This is a genomic window from Pseudoxanthomonas japonensis, from assembly GCF_010093445.1.
Lineage (GTDB): Bacteria > Pseudomonadota > Gammaproteobacteria > Xanthomonadales > Xanthomonadaceae > Pseudoxanthomonas_A > Pseudoxanthomonas_A japonensis.
Genome location: NZ_PDWW01000001.1, coordinates 95668 through 116744 on the forward strand (window position 1 = coordinate 95668; position 21077 = coordinate 116744).

Sequence of the window (21077 nt, forward strand, 5' to 3'; positions counted from 1 at the left end):
CCGCGGAAGCCCCCACTTCCATGACCGAATCCGCGCCCGCAGCCGCACGACGGCTGCGCCTGCTCAGCGCCAACATCCAGGCCGGCTCCAGCACCCGCCGCTACAGCGACTACGTGACCCGCAGCTGGTCGCATGCGCTGCCGGCGGGCAACAAGCGCGGCAGCCTGGATGCGATCGCGCAACTGGCCGGCGAGCACGACATCGTCGGCCTGCAGGAGGCCGATCCCGGCAGCCTGCGCTCGGGCTTCACCAACCAGACGCACTACCTGGCCGAGCGCGCGGGGTTCGACTACTGGACGCATCAGCCCAACCGCAATGTCGCGCGCGTGGCAGGCAGCGCGAACGGATTGCTGAGCAAGCTGGAACCGGTGGAAGTGAGCGACCACAGCCTGCCCGGCCGCATCGGTGGCCGCGGCGTGCTGGTGGCGCGTTTCGGCGAAGGCGACGAAGGCCTGACCGTCGCCGTCGCCCATCTCTCGCTCGGCGCCAACTCGCGCCGCTCGCAACTGGCCTTTATCGGCGAACTGCTGTCGGACCATCCGCACGCCGTGCTGATGGGCGACTTCAACTGCGTCCCCGACACGCCGGAAATGGAACTGCTCTACAAGCGCACGCGCCTGCGTCCGCCGGCGTTCTGCGTGCCCACGTTCCCGAGCTGGCGCCCACAGCGCGCGATCGACCACATCCTGCTCAGCGAAGGCCTGCGCGGCGACAACGCCCGCGCCATGCCTGCCGCCAACTCGGATCACTTGGCGCTGGCGATGGACATCGACGTGCCGCACAGCGCATTGCGCTGAACGTCGGGGTTCACGGCGTGGCCGTGACGCGCTGGCGGAAGGCCGTAGCGTCCATCGGCCGGCCGAACAGGTAGCCCTGGAACAACCGGCACCCCTGCTCGCACAGCAGTGCGAACTGCTCGTCCTGTTCGATGCCTTCGGCGATCACGTCGATACCGAGATCGCGCCCCATCTGCAGCAGGTTGCGGGTGATCGACGCGGCATGCGCGTCGCGCACGATTCCGCGGGTGAACGCGCGATCGATCTTCATCTCGGCGAACGGCAGGTCACGCAGGTACGACAGCGAGGCGTAGCCCGCACCGAAATCGTCGAGCGACAACCGAACGCCCATCGCGTGCAGCGCCCGCATCTTGCCGACCGCGTCGTCCATGTCGTGCACCAGGACGCTTTCGGTCAGCTCCAGCGTCAGCAGTCCGGCATCGATACCGCTGCGCGTCACCGCATCGTCCACCTGCTGCACGAAATCGGGTTGCCGCAGCTGCAGCGCGCTGATGTTCACGGACAGCCGCATGCGCTGCAGCGCGGGCTCCCGCCGCCATTCCGCCAACTGGCGGCAAGCATCCTGCAGCACCCACTGGCCGAGCGGCAGGATGAAGCCGGTGTCCTCCGCCGCCTGCATGAAATCGGCGGGGCGGACCAGCCCGCGTTGTGCATCATGCCAACGCAGCAAGGCCTCCGCCCCGATGATGCGGCCACCTGCATCGACCTGCGGCTGATAGAGCAGCCGGAAGCGGCGTTGCGACAGCGCATCGCGCAGCGCGCGGTGCAGCGCGCGGTGTTCGGCGACGTCGGTTTCGGCCAGCCGCAGCACGATCAGGAGGCTGGCTGCCGCCGTGGCCAGGTTGATCCAGATGCCGATGCGCCGCACGTCTTCGGTGATCGCGAAGCGGTCCGGCGTCCCGACCGGCGCAGCGGCGAAGAACACGAACACGCCCACCAGCACCGTGACCACGCCATAGCGCAGCCACGGCCGCTCGTCACGGAACACGTGGTGCGCACAGACGGCGAGCACCAGCAGGAAGACATGGACCGTCCTGGGGACCGCCGCGGTCGAGACATCCAGGAATGCCGAGAAGAAGCACAGCAGGGCGAACAGGCCGGTGAATGCCAACCACGATGCCGCGCGTATGCGGCGGAGGCGCGCCATCACGATGACCACCCCGCCCAGCAAGGCCAGCGCCATCTCCACCGCCGCCACGACCCACGCGCCGCGCGATGCGAAGAACACGCCCCAGCCGAAGCCCAGCGACACCATGATCACTCCCGTCGCCAGCAGCAGGTGCAGGGCACGCCGCTGGCGACGGCGCGCCATCATGCCGGACCAACCCATGCCATCCGCCTTGTCGACCGGCGCGTCCATTCGATGAGAGTCCCTCCCGCCTGCCCGCATCGTACTCCCGTGGCGGACGGGAAGCGCTGCACCCTGTCCTCCGTTGGAAAGCGTCAGCAAGACGCCACCAACGGAAACAGGCTGGCGTCCGTCGCGCGTCGCGCTCAGCCGCTGGCGATGATGGCGATGCCCATGACGATCATGAAGATGGCGAACACGCGCTTCAACGCTTGGCCACCGATGCGGTGCGCCAGCTTCGTCCCATAGGGCGCGGCGAGTACCGAGGCGATCGCGACACCGATGGCGGCCGGCAGGTAGATGTAACCGATCGCGTGCGATGGCAACGCGCCCGTCGGTGCGTGCAACGCATAGCCGAATGCACTGGCGAGGCCGATGGCGACACCGCAGGCGCTGGAGGTACCCACGGCACGCACCGGCTGGACGCCCCGCGCGACCAGCAGCGGCACGGTCATGCTGCCGCCCCCGATACCGACGACCGCGGACACCGCCCCGATCACCGAGCCCGCCAGACTCATCACCGGTCCACGCGGCGCGGGCACGCCGCGCCCTTCCGGATGTGCGTTGCCGCCGAATGCCATCTGCGCGCCGGCGATGAAGCAGTAGCCCGCCACGATCCAGCGCAACACGTCGTCATCCAGATACACCGCCAGTCCGCTGCCCAGCCAGCCACCCAGCAGCAGGCCCGGCACCATCCAGGCGACCGTCGGCCACAGCACACTGCCGCGGCGATGATGCGAATACGCGGACGATGTGGCCGTCAGCACGATGCTCGCCAGCGAACTCGCGAGTGCGGCATGCATCGCGGCCTCTTTCGGAATGCCATGCAACGGCAGGATCCACGCCAGCGCGGCCACCAGCACCAGGCCACCGCCGATACCCAGCAAGCCCGCGAGAATGCCGGCCAGTACACCCAGTACCGGGAAAATCCACACACCTTCCACGCACCACCTCATGATCACGGCCTGTCTACGGGTCGGTTCAGGCGGCTTGGGTATAGTCCCCGCATGATCCGTCTCTCGCCTTTTATCGTACTCGTTGCCTTCGCGGGCCTGTGTGCCGCACCGGTCCTGCACGCGCAGTCGCTAGAGGCGCAACGCCCGGCGATACGCGATGCACTCGCCGCCGCAGAGGCGGGTCGTTTCAACGCGGCAACCTTGTCCTCTCTCTCCAGCCATCCGCTGTACGGATGGGTCGAACTGGCGGCGCTGCGCCGCGACCCCGATGCGATATCGACCGCGCAGGCGCAGGCGTTGCTCGCGCGCTACGACGGCCAGGCCGTCGCCGCGCAGCTTCGCAATGTATGGCTGGCCGCACTGGCGCGCCGCCAGGACTGGCCCACCTTCCTCGCTGCCTGGAAGCCGACCGACAGTATCGCCCTGCAGTGTGCGCACCTGCAGGCGCGCCAGGCCACCGGGCGCACCGATGCCGCGTGGACCGAGCAGGCGCAGGCGCTCTGGCGCAAGGGCGCCAAGTCGCTGCCCGATGGCTGCGATCCCGTGTTCAACGTACTGGCCAGCCAGGGCGGACTTGCGCCGGCCTTGAGGTGGGAACGCATCGAGGCCGCCGCCGCCGAGCGCCAGACCGGCGTGATGCGCAGTGCCGCGCGTGGCCTGCCGTCCGACGAAGCCACGCTCGCCAATGATTACGCGGCCTTCATAGATGCGGTCCATCCGCGCGCGCTGAACTGGCCGAAGACCGACCGCAGTCGCCGGATGGCCGCCTACGGCCTGGCGAAGCTCGCGCAGAGCGATCCCGACACCGCGGAACGCCTGCTGCCGCAGTACGCCGATGCGCTGGGCATGGGCGAAAGCGAGCGCGGCCAGGTGCTCTACCAGATCGCGCTGTGGACGGTCGCATCGTACGGACCGGATTCCGCGCGCCGGCTCGGCAACGTCCCGGAATCCGCCTACGACGAGCGCCTGCACGAGTGGCGCGTGCGCGAGGCGCTGTCGCGGGGCGACTGGCCGGCCGCACTCGCCGCGTTGCGCAAGATGCCGCCGGCGCAGCGCAACGACTCCCGCTGGCGCTACTTCGAAGCGCGCATGAGCGAGAAGACCGGCGATCGCGCCAACGCGCAGCGCCTGTTCCGCGAGACCGCGTCCAGCCCCACCTTCCATGGCTTCCTCGCGGCCGACCGCCTGGAACAGCCGTACGCGCTGTGCGCCTGGATCCCCAACGATCCCGCCACGGCCAAGCAGGCCATCGCGCGCGATCCCGCCATCGTGCGCGCGATGGAGTTGTGGCAGCTGGAACGTCCCGGCTGGGCGACTGCGGAGTGGAACGACGCGCTGTCGCGCTTCGACGATACCCAACGCCGCATCGCCGTCGAGGTCGCGCAGGACAACGGCTGGTTCGACCGCGCGGTGTTCTCGCTGGGCAGCGTGCGCGGCGAGAGCCGGCCCGACGAACAGCGCCTGTACCAGCTGCGCTTCCCGCTGCACCACGGCGACACCATCAAGCGCGAAGCGGCGAAGCACGACATCGATCCGGCCTGGGTTGCGGCCGAGATCCGCGCCGAAAGCATCTTCAACCCGAAGGCGCGCTCCGGCGCCAACGCCATGGGCCTGATGCAGGTGCTGCCGTCCACCGGCGCCGGCGTCGCCAAGCGGTGGAGCATCCCGTATGCCGGCGCGGCGAGCCTCTACGATTCCGACACCAACATCGCCATCGGCACCGCCTACCTGCGCGAGATGGAAGACAAATACGGCGTGCCCTATGTCGCCATCGCCGCCTACAACGCAGGGCCGGCACCGACGGCACGCTGGCAGTCGCAGCGCCCCGGCGTCGATCCCGACATCTGGATCGAGACGATCAGCTACAAGGAGACACGCGAGTACGTCGCGCGCGTGCTGGCCTTCAGCGTGATCTACGACTGGCGCCTCAACGGCACCGCGCTGCCGGTGAGCGACCGCCTGATGGGCCGCGTGCAGGCGAAGCGCAAGGCTTTCACCTGCCCGACGGCGCAGATGCCGAAGAGCTGAGGCCGATAGCGCCTGCTGTGGGAGCGACGTAAGTCGCGAATCAGGTCTGCTTTGCGCCATCGCGACTCACGTCGCTCCCACACCAACCCCCACGCAGACAGTGGGCACACCCATCCGGCATCATGCCGCCATGCAAACCTATCTCGTCGGTGGCGCGGTACGCGACCGGTTGCTGGGCCTGGAGCCCGGCGACCGCGACTGGGTCGTGGTCGGCGCGACGCAGGCGCAGATGGAGGCGCAGGGCTTCAAGGCGGTCGGCCGCGACTTCCCGGTCTTCCTGCATCCGGACACCGCCGAGGAGTACGCCCTCGCGCGCACCGAGCGCAAGAGTGGCCGGGGTTATCGCGGCTTCGTCGTCGATGCCGATCCCTCGGTGACGCTGGAGGAAGACCTGCAGCGGCGCGACTTCACCCTCAATGCGATCGCGCAGGACAAGGACGGCACCCTGGTCGATCCTTACGGCGGCGCACGCGACATCGAGGCGCGCGTGCTCCGCCACGTGGGCGACGCCTTCGTCGAGGATCCGTTGCGCGTGCTGCGTGCGGCCCGCTTCATGGCGCGCTTCGCATCGCTCGGGTTCACCGTTGCGCCGGAGACGATGGCGTTGATGCGGGACATGGTCGCCGGCGGCGAACTGGACACGTTGGTGCCCGAGCGCGTCTGGCAGGAACTGCGCCGCGCACTGGCCTCGGCGACGCCTTCGGCCTTCCTCGCCACGCTGCGCGCCTGCGGTGCGCTGGCCGTGGTGCTGCCCGAAGTCGACGCGCTGTACGGCGTGCCGCAGCGTACGGAGTACCACCCGGAAGTGGACACCGGCATCCACCAGCAGATGGTCAGCGACATGGCGGCACGGCTCGCGCCCGGCGACGCGCGCATCGGCTTCGCCGCGCTGGTGCACGATCTCGGCAAGGCGTTGACACCGGCCAACGTCCTGCCGAAGCACATCGGCCACGAACATGCCGGCGTGAAGCCGGTGATCGCGCTGTGCGAACGGCTCAAGGTGCCGGTCGACCACCGCGAGCTGGCGGTGATGGCCTGCCGCGAACACCTCAACGTGCACCGCCTGGCCGAACTGCGCGATGCGACCGTGGTCGAGCTGCTCACGCGCTGCGATGCGTTCCGGCGGCCGGAACGCATCCCGTGGCTGGCCACGGTCTGCGAGGCCGACAAGCGGGGCCGCGGCGGCAGCGAGAACGCGGACTATCCGCAGGGCCGCGCGCTGGTGCGCCTGCACGAGGCGGCCTGCCGTGTCGGCGCACGCGACGTGGTGCGCGAGGGCATGACGGGGCCGGAGATCGGCGCCGCCGTGCAAGCCGCACGGGTGGCGGCGGTACATCGCGCCCGTCAGACCGGCGGTTGATCCGCGCGCGCCATCGTCATCCCGCACGGGGTATCGTCGCGTTCGCGGCGTCGGGGCCGCTCACCGCACCAAGGGGATCGACATGGAACGCACGCGCACCCTGCTGTATGCCTGCCTGGCCGGCGCCGGACTCTGGGGCTTCGATGCCCGGGCCGACGACACCATCACCTGCGAAAGCCGCAACGACCGTTACCAGAGTTGCGCCATCGCCACCGCCGGCTACGTCACGCTGGACCGACAGCTGTCGGGCACGGCCTGCACGCAGGGCCGCACCTGGGACTACGACCGCCGCGAGATCTGGGTGGACGACGGCTGCCGCGCCACGTTCCGCGTGCACACCGATTCATCGGGACACCACGGCAGCGACCACGATGCCAAGGTCGCCGCCGGCGTGCTGATCGGCGCCGCCATCCTCGGCGCCCTGGCGCACAACGCCGACAAGAAGGACGACAAGTACGACGACGACCGCTACCAGGGGCCGCGGCACACCTCGTATGTACCGTCGTGGATGATCGGGACGTTCGAGGGGTACAACCCGGTCTACGACCGCGACGTTACCCTGACCATCGGAGCGGATGGGCGCGCCAGCGCACGCACGCGCGACCAGACCGTGGATGGCTGGATCAACGAGGGTCGCCTCAACGTGGGCAGCACGTCGTTCGACATCGACCGGTCACGCGAGGGCCTGGTGACCACGCAGCTCGGCGACCGCCACAACGAGGTGCGCTACCGCCGGGTGCGCTGACAGCGATGCGCGGCGCAGGCGCGCCCGCCATCGCGGCGGCGCGCATGCTGGCGCATCACTTGACCGGCGTGCAGCTCAGCTTGTTGCCGAAGAAGTCGACGCTGGCCTCGCCCTGGTGCTCCCAGTACTCGACGCCGACACGTCCGTACTTGGCGCCGCTGGCCGCCGGCTGCGGGAACACGATGGCCTGGTCGTTGCCCAGCATCATCACCGCGGCCTGCGGATCGATGTCGTTGTAGTACGTCATGGTGAACGGCTCGCGGTTGTTGCTGCAGCGGAACGCCACCGGCTTCGGCACGGCCGCACCGGACGCGGCGATGGCCAGTTCGACCAGGCGCGTGCGGTAGGCGTCCAGCACGCACAGGCGCAGGTCCTGCTGCTTCCAGCACTCGTCGCGCCCCTTGGCCCAGCCGCGCTGCACGGCGGGATCGGCGTCCTTCGCCTCGGCGTACCTCGCGGCCAGCTGGCGATCCAGCGCGGCGAGTTCGGCATCGCGGCAGACCAGCTTCTCCGCCTCGCTCGCCGCCCTGGCGCAATCGAACGAGGGTGGGACCACGGCGGCGGTCGTGGCGGCGTCGGCCTGCCCGGCGGGAACCGCGGTCGCCGCGGCACCGGTATCCGCCGGCCCGGGCACGGTGGCTGCGGGCGCGACGGCCTCGGGCTTGCATCCGGCAAGCAGCAGCAATGCGATGCAGGACAGGAGTGCTTTCATCGACAGGCTCCGGCGAGGGCGGATGCGCATGCTAGCGCCAGGCGCGTGACGGCGGCCTTCAGCGCGACAGCCGCAGGCGGCTGATCGTGCCGCGCCCGGGCGCCGACTGGATCGACAGCGTCCAGCCGAGGTGTTCGCACAGGCGTGCCAGCAGGTCCAGGCCGATGCCTCCACCCTCGCGGCCACCGCCGCGCGCCATCTGCGCGTAGAGGCGGCTGATGTCCTCGGGCGTCATGCCGTGGCCGGGATCCTGCACGGTGACCGTGGCGTCGCCGTCCAGGCCCACATGGATTTCGCCGCTGTCGCTGTTCTCGATGGCATTGCGAAGCAGGTTGCCGATCGCCGCCTGCACGATGTGCAACGGTGCCGCCACGCTGCATGGCGCCAGGTCGTCGATGACGACCGACAGGTCCTTGCCCTCCATCAGGTGGCGATGGTCGTCGATGATGTCGGGCAGCAGTTCATGTAGCGGCACCACCTCGTTGCTTCGCGACAAGCGTGCCGGATCCTTGGCCAGCGTCAGCAGCAGCGCGATCAGCCGCTCGACGTCGCGCGCGGTCCGGTGGATGCGCAGCACCTGCTGGCGCGCCGACCCCGGCAGGTCGTCGCGCCCCAGCGCGAGCTCGCTGGCGCCGGCGATGATGGCGATGGGCGTGCGCAGTTCGTGGCTGGCGGTATCGATGAAGATGCGCTCGCGCTCGACGAAGGCATCATGGCGGCGCAGATAGTCGTTCAGCGCATTGGTGATGACGTGCAGCTCCGAGCTGGCATCGTGTTCCACGGCCACGCGCCGGCCGGCGCGGTCGGGGGACAGTGTGCCGATGTCGCGGGCCAGGTCGGACAGCGGGCGCAGCGCATTGCGCACGCCGCGGGCAACCAGCACGCCGACGATGATCAGGACGACGAACGCGAGCCCCAGCGATCCGAGCAGCAGCGCGTCCTCGATGGTCTCGATGCCGGTGATGTCGCGTACGACGAAGTAGTCCACGCCCCGCACGCGCTGCACCAGCACGACGTTCTCGCGCCCGCCGAACCAGAAATCGTCGTGCACCCCCTGGGGCAGCATCGACAATGCGGGCGGGGGCGGACGGCCCGGGGCGCTGTAGATCTGCAGCGTGCCGGTGTCCCGCCACACATGCTGCGGGTCCTCCGCCTGCCGCTGCAGATGGTGCGCGATCTCCCGCTGCAGCAGCGACTTCCACACCCTGTCCTCGAGGAAATCATCCGCGAAGACCAGCAGGATGACGGCGGCCAGCAGGACGGCGTAGCCGCCGAGCAGGCGCCGGATCTGCGTGTGCAGACTGCGGGGGGGCTTCACGCGCCCCCCGCGTCGTGGGGAAGTGCGAGACGGTAGCCCGTCCTTGGCAATGTCTGGATCAGCTTGACCGGGAACGGCCCATCCACGCTGCGCCTCAGCTCGTAGATGTGGGAGCGAAGCATGTCGCCGTCCGGCGGATCGTCGCCCCACAGCGCGTGTTCCAGTTGCTGGCGGGTGACCGCCGCCGGACTGGCCTGCATCAGCGTTTCCAGCAGCTTGCGGCAGGCCGGATACAGGTGCAGCGGCTGCCCCGCGCGGGTGACCTCCAGGGTGCCCAGGTCCAGTTTCAGATCGTGGACTTCCAGCACCTTGCGCCGCTGGCGTCCGTGCATGCGCGCCATCAGGGCTTCGAGCCGCACCTCCAGTTCGGGCAAGGCGAACGGCTTGGTCAGGTAGTCGTCGGCGCCTGCCCGGAAACCGGCGATCTTGTCCGGCAGTTCATCGCGTGCGGTCAGCATGATGACCGGCAGGCTGGAGTCGTGCTCCTCGCGCAGCCGCCGCAGGACCTCCGGGCCCTCCAGCCGCGGCAGCATCCAGTCGAGCACCAGCGCGTCGTAGGCCTGCGTGGTGGCCAGGTGCAGCCCGGTGACGCCGTCCGGGGCCGCGTCCAGCGTGTGGCCGCGCGCCTCGAAGTAGTCGAACAGGTTCGCCACCAGGTTCCGGTTGTCTTCGATCACCAGCAGCCGCATCGGCAGGACCCGCGCGAGGAAAGAGGACCGGCAGCATGGCAGGCCGGACGTCGAAGCGACGTCGGAGTTCCGACGAATCTCTTACGCGCCATGATCCACCATCGCGCACCGACTTGCCGGACAACCGCCCCCCCCATGCGATCGATGCACCTCCGACTTGCGCCGCGCTGGCAGACCCCCTTGCTGGCCGCGCTCATGGTGTGGGCGTTGCTGGCCGGGCTGGGCCTGCGCGAACCGATGCCCGCCGACGAGCCACGCTTCGTGCTCGCCGCGCGGACCATGGTGGAGACGGGGCAATGGTTGTTCCCCCACCGCGGCACAGAGCTGTACGCCGAGAAACCGCCGACGTTCATGTGGCTGCAGGCGGCCAGCTACGGGATGGTGCGCAGCTGGCAGGTGGCGTTCCTGCTGCCGTCGCTGCTCGCCGCGCTGCTGACGCTGTGGTTGTCCGGCGATCTTGTGCGCCGCCTGTGGGGACGTCGCGCCGTACCGTACGCCGTGTTCGGCCTGTTCGTCTGCCTGCAGTTCGCGCTGCAGGCCAAGCGCGCGCAGATCGACATGGTGCTGGTGGGCATGACCACGCTGTCGCTGTGGGCGCTGCTGCGCTACCTGCTGGAGAAGCCGAGCCCGTGGCTGCTCGCGCTGGGCACGTTCGCGGCCGGGCTGGGCACGGTGACGAAGGGCGTGGGCTTCCTGCCGCTGCTGGTGTTCCTGCCGTGGCTGTGGGTGCGATGGAAGTCGCCGCAGACGCTGCCCGCGCATCGCGGTGCCCATGCCCTGGCCGGCGTGGCGGGTTTCCTGCTGGGCGCGGGTGTCTGGCTGGTGCCGATGCTGTCGGTCGCGCTGACCTCTGCCGATCCCGCGCTGCATGCCTACGCGCGCGAGATGCTGTTCAAGCAGACCGGTACGCGCTACGCCAACGCATGGCACCACGTGAAGCCGGCCTGGTACTACCTGCAGACGATGCTGACGCTGTGGCTGCCGGGCGTGCTGCTGGCGCCCTGGTTGCTGCCGGCCTGGTGGCGACGCCTGCGCCGCGTCGATCCGCGGTACGCACTGCTGCTGGGCTGGGCGCTGCTGGTGCTGGTGTTCTTCAGCGCCAGTCCGGGCAAGCGCGAGGTCTACATCTTCCCGATGCTGCCGGCGCTGGCCGTGGCGGCGTCGCCACTGCTGCCGGGTCTGCTGCGGCGACGCGGCGTGCGTGCGGTGCTGTGGACCTACCTGTCGGCCCTGGTGCTCGTCACGGGGGCGCTCGGAGCCTGGCTGCTGCTGGCTCCGCCCGAACGCGTGCAGGCACTGCTCGATGGCCGGGGCATGGACATGGCCACCGCGGCGCGGATGGGACGCTGGCTGCTGGGCTTCGCCATCACGGCACTGGTCGCGATGGTGTCCGCGCGACGGCACGTCGCCGCTGCCCTGGTCGCGGTCACCGCCGCGCTGTGGACCGCGTACGGCATGGGCTTCATTCCTGCGATCAGTCCGGACAGTTCAGCCAGGGCGCTCATGCAGCGCGTGGGCGAGCGCATCGGTCCCGATGCCGAACTCGCGATGCTCGGCTGGCGCGAACAGCACCTGCTGCAGGCCGACCGGCCGGTCACCGACTTCGGCTTCAAGCAGCCCTGGGTGGACCAGTGGCAGCACGCGCACGCCTGGTTGCTGGAAGCGCCGGGCAAGCGCTGGCTGTTCCTGCGCAAGGAGGCCATCGGGCCCTGCCTGGATCCCGCCAAGGTCATCGACATCGGCGCGTCCAACCGGCGCGACTGGATCCTTGCGCCGGGCGGCGCATGGATCGAGGGATGCGACGTGCCAGCGGACTGGTCGGCGGACGTCAGCGAAGACTGAACGCCGAACAACATCGCACGGCACCCCGCGGCGTTTAACGCAGCTCCGACAGCGGTCCGACTGCGCTACGACATCGCGGTGACCAGCATGCGCGCACTCCCCTCCGTGCGAACCGCATGTCCGCTTCTCCGACCTCGTTGACTGTCGTGCCCGAGCAGCGCCTCCCGGGCCTGCTGCCGGTTTCGGTGATCCTGCTGGTGGCCGCGTGGCTGGCGGCGCAATCGCTCGACCATGCCTGGGCGTCGTGGCTCTTCCACCAGCAGGGCGACGCATGGTCGCTGAAGAACAGCGTCGTGCTGGAGACGCTGCTGCACCGCGGTGGCCGCCTGCTCAGCCAGCTCGCCTGGGCGGGCGTGCTGGCGGCAACGCTGTGGCATTGGCGCACGCCCTCCGCGCAACGCTGGACCCGCCCTGCCGCGCGGCTGCTGGTGGCGGTGCTCGCCTCGACCGCGGTGGTGGCATGGCTGAAGGCCACCACGCACATGGATTGTCCGTGGGACCTGGCCGGTTTCGGCGGAGACCGCCCGTTCGTCGCGCTGTTCGAGCATCGGCCCGCAGGACTCGGCGCGCCCGGCTGCTTCCCTGCCGCGCATGCCGCGGGTGGCTACGCCTGGGTGGCGTTGTACTTCTTCTTCCTGGCCGTCGCGCCGTGCTGGCGCCATGTCGGCTTGGCGGCCGGGCTGCTGGCCGGTCTCGTGTTCGGGCTGGCCCAGCAGCTGCGTGGCGCGCATTTCCTGTCGCACGACATCGCCAGCCTGGCGGTGTGCTGGGCGGTGGCCTGCAGCGTGGACCGCCTCGCCGCCTGGCGCAGGCCGGGCGTCGACACGGAGGCGCACGCATGAGCGCGTCGGTCCTCGGCCATCCCGCGCTTCCCTCGCGCTGGCAGCGCCTGCTTGCGCTGGTGCGGACGCGCCCGCGGGTGTCGCAAGAGGCGCTGATCCTGTTCGCCTGCCTGTACTTCAGCCTGTTCGCCAATGCGGTGTTCTGGCAGTCCGCCGCACCGCACCCCTGGCAGCAGTGGCGCTGGACGCTCTCGCTGTTCCTGCTGGTCACGGCCGTGCACGGCATCTGGCTGTCGCTGCTGGTGTGGCGCCGCACCGCCCGCGTGGTGCTGTCGGCGCTGGTGGTGGTGGCGGCAATGGCGGGCCACTACATGGCGGCGTATGGCATCTACATCGACGCCGACATGATCCGCAACGTGCTGCATACGGACTGGCGCGAAGCCAGCGATCTGGTGGGCGGCGACATCCTGATGCCCTTGCTGGTGGCGCTGCCGGCGCTGCCGGCGCTGCTGGTGATCTGGCGCGTGCGCCTGCGCGATCGCCGGTGGACGCGCGCGCTCGGCATGCGCGCCGCCTTCCTCGCCGGCATGGTGGTGACCGGCGTGCTGGGCGTCCTGCCCTCCACCCAGCAGCTGACCGCCTTCCTGCGCAACCAGCGCGAAGTGCGCTACCTTGTCACGCCGGCCAACGTGCTGGTGTCGCTGGCCAAGGTGGTCAGCGAAGAACCTCCGGGGCACAAGCGCGTCCTGCAACCGATCGGCGAGGATGCCGTGCAGTCGCCCGCCGCCACCATGCGCCGCCCGCGCCTGCTGGTGCTGGTGGTGGGCGAGACCGCGCGCGCCGCCAACTGGGGGCTCAACGGCTACGCACGCCAGACCACGCCGGAACTGGCGAAGCGCGACGTCCTCAACTTCCCGCACGTCACCGCCTGCGGCAGCAGCACCGAAGTCTCGCTGCCCTGCATGTTCTCGCCCTGGGGCCGCGAACATTACGACGAGAAGGAGATCCGCAGCCACCAATCGCTGTTGCACGTGCTGCAACGTGCCGGCGTGGCCACGCTGTGGCGCGACAATCAGTCCGGCTGCAAGGGCGTATGCGACGGCCTGCCCGTGGAAGACCTGCATGCGCGCACCGATGCCGCACTGTGCAACGGCAAGCGCTGCTACGACGGCATCCTGGTGTCGGGACTGGCCGATGCCGCGCGCGGGCAGAAGCGCGACCAGGTCATCGTGCTGCACATGCTGGGCAACCATGGGCCCACGTACTCCGAACGGTATCCCGCCGCGTTCGGCGTCTATTCGCCGGTCTGCGCGACCTCGGACCTGGAGCGCTGCTCGCGCGCGCAGATCGCCAACGCCTACGACAACGCCCTGCGCTATACCGACCACGTGCTGGCGTCGGCCATCGACCAGTTGAAGGGCCTCGAGGACTACGACACCGCCCTGCTGTATGTCTCGGACCATGGCGAGTCGCTGGGCGAGAAAGGCCTGTACCTGCACGGGATGCCATACGCGATCGCCCCGCGCGAGCAGCTCGAGGTGCCGATGGTGGCCTGGTTTTCCCAGGGCTGGCGCGCCTCGACCGCGCTGGATGCCGCCTGCCTGCGCCGGCAGGCGGCCGGCGCGCGCAGCCACGACGGCCTGTTCCACACCGTCCTGGGCCTGACGGACGTGAAGACGGCCCTCTACCGGCCGGACCACGACATTTTCCTGACCTGCCGGGGAGGAGCATGACGCCACCCAACCCGAGCCTGCCGCCATGACGAGCCTCTCCATCGTCATCCCCGTCTTCAACGAACTCGAGAACATCGGGCCACTGGTCCACGAAACGGTGTCCCACCTGCGCGGTCGGGTGGCCTTCGACATCGTCTGCGTGGACGACCATTCCGACGACGGCACACGCGACGTCCTCACCACCCTGAAGGCGGAGGTGCCCGAGCTGCGCGTGCTGCTGCACCAGCAGCGCAGCGGCCAGAGCGCGGCCATCCGCACCGGCGTGAAGCACGCGCTGTCGCCGTGGATCGCCACCCTCGATGGCGACGGGCAGAACGACCCCGCCGACATCCTCAAGCTGCTCGCCGCCCGGGCCAACGCAAACCCGCAGGTGCGCCTGTTCGCCGGCTGGCGCGTGGACCGGAAGGATTCGGCGAGCAAGCGCTGGGCCTCGCGCTGGGCCAACCGCATCCGCCAGCGCCTGCTGCGCGACGACACGCCCGACACGGGCTGCGGGATCAAGCTGTTCGAGCGCGCCGCCTTCCTCGACCTGCCCTACTTCGACCACATGCATCGCTACCTGCCGGCCCTGATGCAGCGCGCCGGCTGGCAGACGGTCAGCGTGCCGGTCTCGCACCGCCCGCGCGGCACCGGCCAGTCCAAGTACACCAACCTCGGCCGTGCGCTGGTCGGCATCCGCGACCTGATCGGCGTGTCGTGGCTGATCCAGCGCAGCCACGTGACCCCCATCAGCGAGCTCAACCTGGGGCGCAAGCCATGAGCGCGATGGACCAGGAACTGGTATGGCTGGCCTGGACCGGCCTGCACATGACGCCGTGGAAACTGATCGGCCTGACCGGCGCGGCGCTGTTCGGCGCGCGCTGGCTGGTGCAGTTCGTCGCCTCGCGTCGCGCACGCCGGCCGGTGATCCCGCGCCTGTTCTGGTACATGAGCCTGGCGGGCAGCCTGATGGCGCTCAGCTACTTCATCTTCTCGTCGAAACAGGATGCCGTGGGCGTGGTGCAGAACCTGCTGCCGGCGTTCACCGCCGCCTACAGCCTGTACCTGGACATCCGCCACCGCCGCGAACAGGCCGCCACCGGCGCGGATGCGCGGGCGCATCCGGTGCGCTGATCAGCTCCGGTTCGGCGTGAGCTTCAACAGGCGTCCACCGCTGCCGTCTTCCAGCAGCCACAACGCACCATCCGGCCCCTGTTCGACCTCGCGGATGCGCTTGCCCATCGCGTAGCGCCGGGACTCGCGCGCCTGCGTGCCGTCGAACTCGATCTCGACCAGTGCCTGCGATGCCAGGCCACCGATGAACCCCTTGCCACGGAACCACGGAAACAGGTTGCCGGAATAGATCACGAAGCCGGCCGGCGCGATCACGGGCGTCCACCAGGCTTCCGGCGCGTTGAAGTCGGGACGCGTGGAGTGGCGCGGAATCGGTGTGCCGTCGTAGTTGTCGCCGTTCGATACCACCGGCCACCCGTAATTGGTGCCGCGCTCGATCAGGTTCAGCTCGTCGCCGCCCTTGGGTCCCATCTCGTGGACCCATAGGCGCCCGGCATTGTCGAACGCGATTCCCAGCATGTTGCGGTGCCCGAGCGTCCAGACCTGCGCGGCGATGCCGCCCTGCGCGGCGAACGGATTGTCGGGTGGCACGCTGCCATCGTCGTTGAGCCGGATCAGCTTGCCGAGCGAAGACTGCAGGTCCTGCGCGGGCGTCGACGCCTGCCGGTCGCTGGAGGTGATCCACAGCTTGCCGTCCGCCCCGAACGCGAGACGGTGCCCGTAGTGTGCTTCACCACTCACCTTGGGCAGCTGCCGCCAGATCACCTGCAGGTTCGACAGGCTGCCGCCGTTGCCGCTGGCGTCGAGTTGCAGCGTCGCACGCGCCACCGCCGCGCCACGGGTGCCGCCACTGCCGGCTTCCGCGTAACTGAGATAGACCAGCCGGTTGTCTGCGAAACGGGGATGCAGCAGCACGTCGCCAAACCCGCCCTGGCCGCCGTACGCGACGGCCGGCACGCCGACGACCTCGCCGACCTGTCCCGTGGCGACGTTGGCCAGCCGCAGCTTGCCGGACTTCTCCGTCACCAGCAGGCGTCCGTCGGGCAGGAACGTCATCGCCCAGGGCTCGTTGAAGGTCGCGGCCGGCGTACTGGTGAACGGTGGGTCGGGCACCAGGCGGGCTCGCGACAATCCGGCCATCACGCGCCCGGTCTCCGGCGTCGCCGGTGGCGGCAACGCGACGACCGACGGCGGCACCACCGATGCGGTTCGGGACGCCACGACCGCCGTCACGCCCTCTTCGTTCACGGTCGCCCGCTGGCAGGAGGACAGGCACAGGCAGCAGGCGAGCAGCAGCGGCATCTTCATGCGGGCGGCATCCGGCGGTGGGCTGCCTGTCGTTTTAACCCGGCCCGGGGCAGGAAAGCGTGACGATGGCGGCGCTTCAGACCTTCACGTACCAGCCGCGACGGTCCATCGCCCGGACCACCAGCCACCACACGCCGACAAAGGCGAGTGCGAATGCCAGCGAAGGCACGTAGGCGCCGAAGCGCGGCGTCATCCAGTCGGCGAAGCCGTACCGGTACAGCGGCCCCATCCAACCCAGGGCGAGCACGACGTACGTCATCACCGCCGCACCCACATAGGCGGCGATGGCATTGACGCCGAAGCGTCGACCGACGGCCGGCCAGCCAAGGCGATCCACCACCGCATGCGCGAGCAGCAGGGCGAGCATCGCGCAGCCGGCCGCGAACAGCGCGTACGACGACGTCCACAGCGCCTTGTTCAACGGAAACAGCGGCGACCATGCCAAGCCCAGCACGACCACGGCAACACCCGTACCACCGATCGTGCGAAGCGCACCGGCGCGCAACGCGCTGCCCGCCCGCACGCCGAGCAGCGCGGTGGCGACGGCGGGCAACGTGCTCAGCAGTCCTTCCGGATCCTGTCCGCGCATCGCGGCGGCGTCCCACTGGTACAGCCACGGGCCGAACAGCGCGGTGTCCACGCGCGCCGCCAGGTTCGTGTACGGGTCGTAGCCCCAGGGCGCCATCAGCGCCCAGTAACCCAGCAGCAATGCCACGATCAGCGCCCACTGCGTGCGCGGCTTCAGGTACAGCGCGAGCAGACCGGCAACGGCGAAGCACAGCCCGATCCGCTGCAGCACGCCCCACGGCCGGAACGAGGGACGGTCCAGCAGCAAGTACGCCAGCAGGTGCAGCGCCAAGCCGAGCGCGACGATCTTCGCGGCGCGCCACAGCACCGCGCGCACCAGCGCCGGCCTGGCCACGCCCGCTTCCGCGCGGGGCACCACGCCGAGGGCGATCGACACGCCGACGATGAAGAGGAAGAAGGGAAACACCAGGTCGGTCGGGGTGACGCCATGCCACTCGGCATGCAGCAACGGCGCGTACACATGCGACCAGTCGCCCGGCGTGTTGACCAGCAGCATCGCCGCGACTGTCAGGCCGCGCAGGGCATCGACGGACGCGAAACGGACCGGTGCGGCGCTCATGCGACGCAAGTCATTCGCCGCCGATCCAGGTGCCGACCACCTGCAGGTCCGCATCCAACGCGACCAGGTCGGCGCGCCAGCCCGGCGCGATGCGTCCGTGGGTAGCGCCCAGTCCCAGGAAATCGGCCGGATACGTCGACGCCATGCGCGCCGCCTCGTCCAGCGGCAGGCCCAGCAGGCGCACCGAGTTGCGCACGGCACCCGCCATGTCCAGGGCCGATCCCGCGAGCGAGCCCGCGGCATTGCGTACCACGCCATCGACGGCGGTGATGGTCTCGCCATAGAGATCGAACGCGGGATCGTCCGAGCCCACCATCGGCATCGCGTCGGTCACCAGGAAGACCTTGCCGCGCGGCTTGGCGGCGAGCGCCACGCGCAGGCTGGCCGGATGCACGTGCACGCCATCGACGATCACGCCGCACCAGCTGCCTTCGTCCTCGAGCGCGGCACCGACCGCGCCCGGCTCCCGCCCCAGCAACGGCGACATCGCGTTGTACAGGTGGGTGAAGCCGGACACGCCGGCGTCGATGCCGGCACGGATCTGCTCGTACGTCGCGGCGGTATGACCCGCCACCACGATCGCGCCGCGATCCACCATCGCCCGGATGGTATCGGCTGGCACCTGCTCAGGTGCCAGCGTCAGCAGCGTCACGCCGTTGTCGAGCGAGGTCGCCATCGCCACTTCACCGTCATCCGGCACACGGAACTTCGTGGCGTTGTGCGTTCCCTTGCGTGCGGGCGCGATGTACGGACCTTCCAGGTGGATGCCGAGCACGCCCGGCACCTTCGCTTCGATGGCGGCGCGCGTGGCCTCCACCGCGCGCGCCATCACCTCGGCATCGTCGCTGATCAGCGTCGGCAGCAGGCCGGTGGTGCCGAAGCGGCGATGCGCTTCCGCGATAGTGCGGATCGCGTCGACCGTCGTGGCGTTGTTGAACAGCACGCCACCGCCGCCATTGACCTGCGCGTCGATGAAGCCGGGCACGAGCGCTGCGCCTTGCAGGTCGCGGCGGACGGCATCGGCAGGCAACGCTTCGACAGCGACCAGGTCGACGATCAGCCCGTTCTGCATCAGCACGGCAAGCCCTTCGACGAACCCGTCGGGCGTCAGCACGCGGGCATTGCAGAGCGCGGTGGCGGGACGCAGTGCGTTCATACCGTTTCGGTGACCTTGTTGAGGTGCGGCGGCACGTCTGGATTGTGGCCGCGGCGCAGCGCCAGCGCATTGATCGCGCGGTAGAAACTCTGGATGGTCAGCAACGGAGCGCACGCGGGATGCGGCGCAGCGACCAGCGGCAGATCGCCCTGCCGCGAAGCCACCCACACCTGCGCACCGCGACCGCGGAACTCCTGTGCCAGCGCCAGCGTGCCGGCCTCGGTCTCGTCCGGCTGCGCGAAGCACAGCACCGGGAAGCCGGGGCCGACCAGCGCCATCGGCCCGTGTTTCACTTCGGCGGAACTGTAGGCCTCGGCATGCAGGCCGCAGGTTTCCTTGAATTTCAGCGCCGCTTCCTGCGCGGCGGCCAGGCCCAGGCCACGGCCGAGCACGAACAGGTTGTGCGCACCCACCAGTCCTTCCGTGAGCGGCGACCAGTCGGCCTGCCAGGCACGCTGCAGCGCGTCGGGCAGGGCGAGCGTGGCGTCGTGCAGCGGGGCCTCGTCCTTCCAGTACGCCGCCAGCTGCAGGATCGCGGCCAGCGAACCGAGATAGCTCTTGGTGGCGGCGACACTGCGCTCCGGTCCGGCATGCATCGGCAGCACGGTGTCGGCCAGCTGCGCGAGCGGCGAATCGGCCACGTTGACGATGGCGACGACGCGCGCACCGGCCTCCTTCGCCGCCGTCGCGTTGCGCAGCAGGTCGGGACTCTTGCCCGACTGCGAGATCACCACATAGAGCGCGCCATCCAGCCGCTGCCTGGCCTCGTAGACCGAACCGACCGACGGCGAGGCGGATGCCGTCACCACGCCCAACTGCGTCTCGAGCAGGTACTTCGCATACGTGGCGGCATGGTCGGAACTGCCGCGCGCACACGTGACCACGAAGGGCGGCGGATTGCGGCGGAGATCGGCGGCCAGCGCCTTCACCGTGTCGGCGTTGCGTGCGTACTGGTCGGCGATGATGGCCGAGGCCTGCGCGGCCTCCTGGTGCATCAGCGTATCGGCGGGAGCGGGAAGCGAGGTCGTCATGTCGAAGGCGGTTCAGGTCGTTCCGCGCGTGGGCGGACCGGAGCGGTGGAACCGCGCACGACCAGTTGCGGCACGAAGCCCTGGTTGTGCACGGGCGTGGGGTTGTCGTCGTAGGCGTCGGTGCGCAGCCCGGCGATCAGCAGGCGCGCGGCCTGCTTGGCGATGTCCTGCGTCGCCTGCTTGGCGGTGGTGAGCGGCGGCCACGACTGCTTGGAGAATGGACTGTCCTCGAAGCCGGCGATGGACAGGTCGTAGGGCACGTTCATGCCGGCCGACTTGGCGGCGGCCAACACGCCGGCGGCGATTTCATCGTTCGACCCGAAGATCGCCGTCGGCGGCTCGCGCAACGCCAGCAGGCGGCGCGCACCGCGGAAGCCGTCGTCGAAGGTGTAGTCGCCGGGCACCACGAGGTGCTTGTCGAGCGTGATGCCGTAGTCCTTCAGCGCCTTCTCGTAGCCGGCATAGCGTTCGGTGCTCGACCGGTGCGCCAGGCCGCCCCACAGGAAGCCGATGCGCTGGTGGCCGAGCTGGATCAGGTGCTCGGTGATCTCGTAGGCGGCGTCGCGGTCGTCGACGTAGACGCAGGGCAGGCCATCGGCGGGATCTTCAGTGGCCGCGATGATGCGCACCAGCTTCACGCCGCGTGCGGCGAGCGCGGTGACGAGGTCGGCGCGCTCGGACATCGGCGCGGTCAGCACGAGCCCCGCCAGGCGCGAACGCTGCACGAACTCGACCAGTTCCTCCGCCAGCAAAGGCGAGGTGGAATCGACCGGATGGATCTGCAGGCCGAAGCCGGTTTCCTTGCACGCCGCCAGCACGCCGTTCTGCACGCCGATGATGTGGTACGGATTGGGGTTGTCGTACACCAGCCCGATCACGAACGGCGTGCCGCTGCGCAGGTTGCGCGCGGACTGGTCTGGTTCGTAGTCCAGTTCGGCGATGGCGTGCAGCACGCGCGTGCGGGTGCCCTGCAGCACCGACGGCTCGTTGTTGATGACCCGGGACACGGTCTTCAACGAGACCTTCGCGCGTTCGGCGACGTCCTTGATGGTGGGTCGGCGCATGGGCGTTT

19 protein-coding genes are annotated in these 21077 nt (G+C 69.7%); 9 read left to right on the plus strand and 10 right to left on the minus strand.

Translation table 11 applies throughout. The features are described 5' to 3' along the window. Positions 1-20 precede the first annotated feature (20 nt). Positions 21-797 carry an endonuclease/exonuclease/phosphatase family protein gene (locus CSC78_RS00415; RefSeq protein WP_162335935.1) on the plus strand — a complete coding sequence of 259 codons (777 nt, stop codon included), beginning with the start codon at positions 21-23 and terminating at the stop codon, positions 795-797. Between the two features lie 10 nt (positions 798-807). Here CSC78_RS00415 and CSC78_RS00420 read toward each other — a convergent pair whose 3' ends face one another. Both CSC78_RS00420 and CSC78_RS00425 read right to left on the minus strand, forming a co-directional pair. Beyond that, entirely contained in the window at positions 808-2157 is a 1350-nt protein-coding gene (locus CSC78_RS00420) for a putative bifunctional diguanylate cyclase/phosphodiesterase (protein WP_162335936.1), read from the minus strand. Between the two features lie 134 nt (positions 2158-2291). Then, positions 2292-3089 carry a sulfite exporter TauE/SafE family protein gene (locus CSC78_RS00425; RefSeq protein WP_238391116.1) on the minus strand — a complete coding sequence of 266 codons (798 nt, stop codon included), beginning with the start codon at positions 3087-3089 and terminating at the stop codon, positions 2292-2294. A gap of 63 nt (positions 3090-3152) precedes the next feature. Between CSC78_RS00425 and CSC78_RS00430 the strand changes: the two genes are divergently transcribed. From CSC78_RS00430 to CSC78_RS00440, 3 genes are all read left to right on the plus strand, one after another. Beyond that, positions 3153-5129, plus strand: coding sequence for a transglycosylase SLT domain-containing protein (locus CSC78_RS00430; protein ID WP_202924085.1), 1977 nt, complete (start codon positions 3153-3155; stop codon positions 5127-5129). A gap of 130 nt (positions 5130-5259) precedes the next feature. Continuing rightward, positions 5260-6489 (plus strand): multifunctional CCA addition/repair protein, encoded by a 1230-nt coding sequence (locus CSC78_RS00435; protein ID WP_162335937.1) that lies wholly within the window; start codon positions 5260-5262, stop codon positions 6487-6489. Between the two features lie 82 nt (positions 6490-6571). After that, positions 6572-7234, plus strand: a complete 663-nt coding sequence (locus CSC78_RS00440) for a DUF3011 domain-containing protein (RefSeq protein ID WP_162335938.1) — start codon at positions 6572-6574, stop codon at positions 7232-7234. 55 nt (positions 7235-7289) lie between these two features. Here CSC78_RS00440 and CSC78_RS00445 read toward each other — a convergent pair whose 3' ends face one another. The 3 genes from CSC78_RS00445 to CSC78_RS00455 are packed head-to-tail and all read right to left on the minus strand — an operon-like array spanning position 7290 to position 9953. Continuing rightward, the gene (locus tag CSC78_RS00445; RefSeq protein ID WP_162335939.1) at positions 7290-7946 is read right to left on the minus strand and encodes an MliC family protein; all 657 of its coding nucleotides are present in this window, start codon (positions 7944-7946) and stop codon (positions 7290-7292) included. A 58-nt stretch (positions 7947-8004) separates the two neighbouring features. After that, complete coding sequence (locus CSC78_RS00450; RefSeq protein ID WP_162335940.1) at positions 8005-9264, minus strand: sensor histidine kinase; 1260 nt, start codon at positions 9262-9264, stop codon at positions 8005-8007. Then, on the minus strand, positions 9261-9953 hold the full coding sequence (locus CSC78_RS00455) for a response regulator transcription factor (protein ID WP_162335941.1): 693 nt from the start codon (positions 9951-9953) through the stop codon (positions 9261-9263). Before CSC78_RS00455 ends, CSC78_RS00450 begins: the two co-directional genes overlap by 4 nt. A gap of 135 nt (positions 9954-10088) precedes the next feature. Here CSC78_RS00455 and CSC78_RS00460 point away from each other — a divergent pair, with 135 nt between their 5' ends. The 5 genes from CSC78_RS00460 to CSC78_RS00480 all read left to right on the plus strand — a co-directional run bounded on the left by CSC78_RS00460 (position 10089) and on the right by CSC78_RS00480 (position 15423). After that, entirely contained in the window at positions 10089-11795 is a 1707-nt protein-coding gene (locus CSC78_RS00460; protein ID WP_162335942.1) for an ArnT family glycosyltransferase, read from the plus strand. Between the two features lie 116 nt (positions 11796-11911). After that, positions 11912-12637, plus strand: coding sequence for a phosphatase PAP2 family protein (locus CSC78_RS00465; RefSeq protein ID WP_162335943.1), 726 nt, complete (start codon positions 11912-11914; stop codon positions 12635-12637). Then, positions 12634-14310, plus strand: coding sequence for a phosphoethanolamine transferase (locus tag CSC78_RS00470; RefSeq protein WP_162335944.1), 1677 nt, complete (start codon positions 12634-12636; stop codon positions 14308-14310). Before CSC78_RS00465 ends, CSC78_RS00470 begins: the two co-directional genes overlap by 4 nt. A gap of 25 nt (positions 14311-14335) precedes the next feature. Beyond that, the gene (locus tag CSC78_RS00475) at positions 14336-15070 is read left to right on the plus strand and encodes a glycosyltransferase family 2 protein (RefSeq protein ID WP_162335945.1); all 735 of its coding nucleotides are present in this window, start codon (positions 14336-14338) and stop codon (positions 15068-15070) included. Beyond that, complete coding sequence (locus CSC78_RS00480) at positions 15067-15423, plus strand: lipid-A-disaccharide synthase N-terminal domain-containing protein (protein ID WP_162335946.1); 357 nt, start codon at positions 15067-15069, stop codon at positions 15421-15423. The genes CSC78_RS00475 and CSC78_RS00480 overlap by 4 nt, the downstream gene beginning before the upstream one ends. On the opposite strand, the gene CSC78_RS00485 is transcribed toward CSC78_RS00480, so the two are convergent. From CSC78_RS00485 to CSC78_RS00505, 5 genes are all read right to left on the minus strand, one after another. Then, a complete protein-coding gene (locus tag CSC78_RS00485) occupies positions 15424-16503 on the minus strand; it encodes a PQQ-dependent sugar dehydrogenase (protein WP_238391128.1) in 1080 nt (359 codons plus the stop codon). It abuts the gene before it with no gap. Positions 16504-16747: 244 nt separating this feature from the next. Continuing rightward, complete coding sequence (locus CSC78_RS00490; protein WP_162335947.1) at positions 16748-17818, minus strand: acyltransferase family protein; 1071 nt, start codon at positions 17816-17818, stop codon at positions 16748-16750. Positions 17819-17828: 10 nt separating this feature from the next. Then, positions 17829-18974: an N-acetylglucosamine-6-phosphate deacetylase gene (gene nagA, locus CSC78_RS00495; protein ID WP_162335948.1), complete on the minus strand. Its 1146-nt coding sequence runs from the start codon at positions 18972-18974 to the stop codon at positions 17829-17831. After that, a complete protein-coding gene (locus tag CSC78_RS00500) occupies positions 18971-20005 on the minus strand; it encodes an SIS domain-containing protein (protein ID WP_162335949.1) in 1035 nt (344 codons plus the stop codon). Before CSC78_RS00500 ends, nagA begins: the two co-directional genes overlap by 4 nt. Beyond that, the gene (locus CSC78_RS00505) at positions 20002-21069 is read right to left on the minus strand and encodes a LacI family DNA-binding transcriptional regulator (RefSeq protein ID WP_162335950.1); all 1068 of its coding nucleotides are present in this window, start codon (positions 21067-21069) and stop codon (positions 20002-20004) included. Before CSC78_RS00505 ends, CSC78_RS00500 begins: the two co-directional genes overlap by 4 nt. Between the last annotated feature and the right edge of the window lie 8 nt (positions 21070-21077).